Origin of the sequence: Methylibium sp. T29 (genome assembly GCF_000576205.1) — a bacterium.
GTDB lineage: Bacteria > Pseudomonadota > Gammaproteobacteria > Burkholderiales > Burkholderiaceae_C > Methylibium > Methylibium petroleiphilum.
The window spans coordinates 1-4,403 of sequence record NZ_AZND01000260.1; the positions used below are offsets into that span (position 1 = coordinate 1).

Consider the following 4,403-nt stretch of genomic DNA (forward strand, 5'->3'; position numbering starts at 1 on the left):
CACAGGACGGCGGCGGCATGCTCGGCGGGCTGGGCGACATCCTGTTCGGCTCGACCGGGCCGCGCGGCGGCAAGCGCGAGGGTCTGGCCGAGTCGATGGCCAAGTCGGCCGTGCGCACCATGGGCACCACGGTGGGCCGCGAGATCATCCGCGGCGTGCTGGGCAGCCTGCTGGGCGGCAGCAAGCGGCGCTGATCCAGACCCGACGCTCCCTCGCTGCCGCCCCCCTCAGCGGGCTTCCACGACCTCCGGCGTCTGGATCGGCCCACGACCGCTGTAGCGGTCGAGGTAGAGGTAGATCACCGGCGTGAGGTAGAGCGTGATCGCCTGCGAGAACAGCAGTCCGCCCACCACCGCCAGACCCAGCGGCTGCCGCAGCTCGGCGCCGGCGCCGATGCCCAGCGCGATGGGCAGCGCGCCCATCAGCGCGGCCAGCGTGGTCATCGTGATCGGCCGGAAGCGCCGCACGCAGGCTTCGCGAATCGCTGCCTCGGGCGCCATGCCCTGGTGGCGCTGCGCGTCGAGCGCGAAGTCGATCATCATGATCGCGTTCTTCTTCACGATGCCGATCAGCAGCAGGATGCCGATGGTCGCGATCAGCGTCAGATCCTGTCCGAAGAACTCCAGCATCAGCAAGGCTCCCACCGCGGCCGATGGCAGGCCGGCCAGGATGGTCAGCGGGTGGATGTAGCTCTCGTACAGCACGCCCAGCAGCACGTAGATCACCAGCAACGCCGCAACGATGAGGATGGCCTGGCTGCCCTGCGAGGTCTTGAACACCGCTGCGTCACCGCCGTAGCTGGTGATCACCGATGCCGGCAGGCGGATCTCCTGCCCGTAGGCCTCGAGCTGCCGGGTGGCATCGCCGAGCGGCACGCCCGGCGCGAGGTTGAACGACACCGTCACCGCCTGCAGCTGCCCGACGTGGTTCACCGAGGTCGGCCCCAGCGTGCGCTCGACCGTCGCGAAGCTGTTCAGCGGCACCAGTGCACCGTTGCTGCTGCGCAGGTAGATGCCGTCGAAGGCGCTCTCGTCGCGCTTGGCGTCGGGCGCCACTTCCATGATCACCTGGTAGCTGTCGGCTGTGGTGTAGATGGTGGCGACCTGGCGCTCGCCGAAGGCGCTGAACAGCGCGTTGCGGATCGAGTCGACCGACACGCCCAGCGTGTTGGCCTTGTCGCGGTCGATCTTCAGCGAGGCTTGCAGTCCCTTGAGCTGCGAGTCGGAGGTGACGTCGCGGAAGCGCGGATCGGCGCGCAGCTTCTCCTGCAGCCTGGCCGCCCAGTCGTTCAGCTCATCGGCCTTCACGCTCTGCAGGATGTACTGGTAGCGGCTCTTGCTGGGGCGCCCGCCGAGCTGCAGGTTCTGCACCGGCTGCAGGTAGACGGTGATACCGGCCACCTGACTCAACTTCTTGCGCAACCCTTCCACCACCTGCTTCATGGGCAAGCGCTCGCCGCGCGGCTTGAGGTTGATGAACATGCGGCCCGTGTTCTGCGTGCCGCTGCCGCCGTTGACCGAGTTCACGCTCAGCACGTTCGGGTCGGCCAGCATCACCTGCACCGCCTGGTCCTGCAGCTTCACCATCGCCGCGAACGAGGTGTCCTCGGCGGCTTCGGTGGAGGCGCGGATCTGGCCGATGTCCTCTTCCGGGAAGAATCCCTTGGGAATGGTGACGAACATCAGCGCGGTCAGCGCGAAGGTCAGCACGCCCACACCCAGCATCAGACGGCGGTGCCGCAGCGCGAGGTCGAGCGAGCGCGTGTACCAGCGCGTGACGGCCTCGAAGCCGCGCTCGAAGCCGCGCACCAGCGCACCCGGCGGGCGCTGCGTGGCCTCGGGCTTCAGGTAGCGTCCGGCCAGCATGGGCACCAGCGTCAGCGAGACGAAGGCCGACACCAGGATGGCCAGCGAGACGATCACCGCGAATTCGTGGAACAGCAGGCCGATCACGCCGGGCATGAAGAAGATCGGGATGAACACCGCGACCAGCGAGGTCGAGATCGAGATGATGGTGAAGCCGACCTCGCGCGAGCCCTTCAACGCCGCCTCGAACGGGTCCATGCCCTGCTCGACGTGGTGCATGATGTTCTCGAGCATCACGATCGCGTCGTCCACCACCAGGCCCACGGCCAGCGTCAGGCCCAGCAGCGAGATGTTGTCGAGGCTGTAGCCGCCGGCCCACAGCAGCGCCACCGCACCGATCAGCGACACCGGCAGCGACAGCGTCGGGATCACCGTTGCGACCGCTCTCCGCAGGAAGAGAAAGATCACCAGCACCACCAGCACGATGGTGCCGAGCAGCGTGAGGTTCACGTCGTGCAGTGCCTCGCGGATCGAGGTGGAGCGGTCGTTCAGCAGGCTCAGCTGGATCGACTGCGGCAGCTGTGCGGTGAAGCCCGGCAGCGCGGCCTTGACCGCATCCACCACCGCCACGGTGTTGGCGTCGGGCTGGCGCTGCACGGCCAGCGTAATCGACGCCTCGCCGTTGAAGTTGGCCGAGGTCTTGACGCTCTCGTAGCTGTCCTCCACGGTCGCCACGTCGCGCAGCCGCACCGTGTTGCCGTTCTTGCTGCTGACGATCAGGTCGGAGAACTCGGCCGCGTTGCGCAGCTGCCGGTTGGCCTGCACCGTCAGCGTCTGGCGGTCGCCCTCGAGCGTGCCGACCGGCGTGTTGGCATTGGCGGTGGCGAGCGCCGCACTCAGCTCCTCGATCGCGATGTCGCGCGCGGCCAGCGCCTGCGGGTGCACCCTCACCCGCACCGCGAAGCGTCGCTGGCCGAAGATGTTGACCTGCGCCACGCCAGGCAGCGTGGACAGCGCGGGCGAGATCAGGTGCTCGGCGTAGTCGTTCAGGTCCGACAGGTTCAGCGAGGGCGAGGTCATCGCCATCAGCAGCACCGGCGCGTCGGCCGGGTTGACCTTGCGATAGGACGGCGGCGCGGTCATGTCCTGCGGCAACGTGCGTTCGGCACGCAGCAGCGCCGCCTGCACGTCGACCGCCGCCGCGTCGATGTCGCGGCCCTCGTCGAACTCCAGCGTCAGCGAGGTGGTGCCCAGCGTGCTGGTCGAGCTGATCATGCTGAGCGAGGGGATCGTCGAGAACTGCTTCTCCAACTGCAGCGCCACCGAGGTGGCCATGGTCTCGGGGCTGGCACCGGGCAGCGAGGCCGTGACGTTGATCACCGGGGTGTTGTAGCTCGGCAGTGCGGCGATCGGGATCTGCCGGTAGGCGATGACGCCGGCCACCACCATGGCCAGGTTCAGCAGCACCGTCATCACCGGACGGCGGATGAACAGCTCCGACAGGTTCATGGCCGAGGCTCCGACGCGGCGGCCACGCGCCGCGCCGGCCGGCTCGCCGCGGCCGCCTCCGGGGCCTGTTCGACCACCGCTGCACCGGGCCGCAGGTTCTGCTTGCCGTCGACGATGACGCGCTCGCCTGCCTGCACGCCGCTGACGGCTGCCACGTCGCCGGCCGAGGCGATGACCTCCACCTCGCGGAGCTGTGCCTTGTCGTCCGCGCCGACCACGTAGACCGACTTGGCCTTGGCGCCCTGGATGATTGCGGCCTGCGGCACCAGGATCGCGCCCGGCAGGCTGCCGACCGCGAGCTTCACGTCGGCATAGGCACCGGGCCACAGCTGCTGCTGCGGATTGGCGAACTGCGCCTTGACCTGCACCGTGCCCGAGTTCGCGTCGACGGCGCTGTCGACGAACTGCAGCGTGCCGGTGAGCGGAGCCTGCGCGCCCGGCAGGCGCGCGGTGACGCGGCCGGTGCCCGACTTCAGGCTGTCCAGCAGCGCGCCGATGTGCCGCTGCGGCACCGGAAAGCTCACCGCGATCGGGTCGAGCTGGGTGATCGTCACCAGCGCTGGCGACGCCGGCGTCACATAGCTGCCGGCATAGACCGCGATCGCGCCCACGCGGCCGGCGCTCGGGGCCACGATGCGCGCGTAGCCGAGGTCCACACGCGCCGCCTGGATCGCCGCGCGGTCGGCCACCACCACCGCCTGCTGCGCCTCGACCTGGCTGAGGTTGGTGTCGACGGCGCTCTGCGACACGAAATCCTGGCGCAGCAGATCGCGGCTGCGGGCCAGTTGCCGCTCGGCGTCGGCCAGCGTGGCCAGATCGCGCTGCAACTGCGCCTGGGCCTGGGCCACCCGCACCTCGGCGGCGCGGCTGTCAAGCGTGAACAGCAGTTCGCCGGCACGGACCGTCTGCCCTTCGCGGATGTGCACCCGCTCGATGGCGGCGCTGATCTGCGGATGGATCTCCACGCGGTTCAGCGCGCTGACCGTGCCGGTCGCCCCCAGCTCCAGTGCGAAATCCTCGCGGCGTGCCGGCACCGTGGTCACCGTGACGGCGGCGCCGGCGGCCGCAGCCGCAGCACGCGGGCGCCGG

At 69.5% G+C, this 4,403-nt stretch carries 3 protein-coding genes; 1 reads left to right on the forward strand and 2 read right to left on the reverse strand.

Translation table 11 applies throughout. The annotated features are described in order from the left end of the window. Positions 1-194: helicase HerA-like domain-containing protein (locus x551_RS18890; protein WP_036250189.1), on the forward strand; the 194-nt coding region annotated here is incomplete at its 5' end. Positions 195-227: 33 nt separating this feature from the next. On the opposite strand, the gene x551_RS18895 is transcribed toward x551_RS18890, so the two are convergent. Both x551_RS18895 and x551_RS18900 read right to left on the reverse strand, forming a co-directional pair. Next, the gene (locus x551_RS18895; RefSeq protein ID WP_011828934.1) at positions 228-3,314 is read right to left on the reverse strand and encodes an efflux RND transporter permease subunit; all 3,087 of its coding nucleotides are present in this window, start codon (positions 3,312-3,314) and stop codon (positions 228-230) included. Then, positions 3,311-4,403, reverse strand: a 1,093-nt coding sequence (locus x551_RS18900) for an efflux RND transporter periplasmic adaptor subunit (protein ID WP_036250190.1), incomplete at its 5' end; no start/stop codon positions are given. The genes x551_RS18895 and x551_RS18900, both read right to left, overlap by 4 nt.